At 42.8% G+C, this 271-nt stretch carries 1 protein-coding gene; it reads left to right on the forward strand.

Annotated elements, in window-relative coordinates:
- A partial coding sequence (locus A3762_RS06855; RefSeq protein ID WP_231878753.1) for an ABC transporter substrate-binding protein occupies positions 1-271 on the forward strand: 271 nt, incomplete at both ends.

Genomic DNA, 271 nt, shown 5'->3' on the forward strand with positions numbered 1-271 from the left:
CAGAAGACGTGAAATATACATTTAACATGCTCACCACGCATGAGCGCGCACGTCCATTTTACGCGGCTTACTACGGAGATGTGGTTGATGTGGTTATTGAAGACAGTAGAACTATCACATTTAAGTTTAAAGACGACAAAAACAAAGAACTCCCTCTAATTCTTGGTCAGATGCCAGTGCTATCAAAAGCATATTGGGAAAAAGTCGGGTTTGGTTCTGCGGGCTTAGATATCCCTGTTGGTAACGGCCCTTATGTTATTGACCGCTTTGA

Source organism: Oleiphilus sp. HI0125, assembly GCF_001635355.1.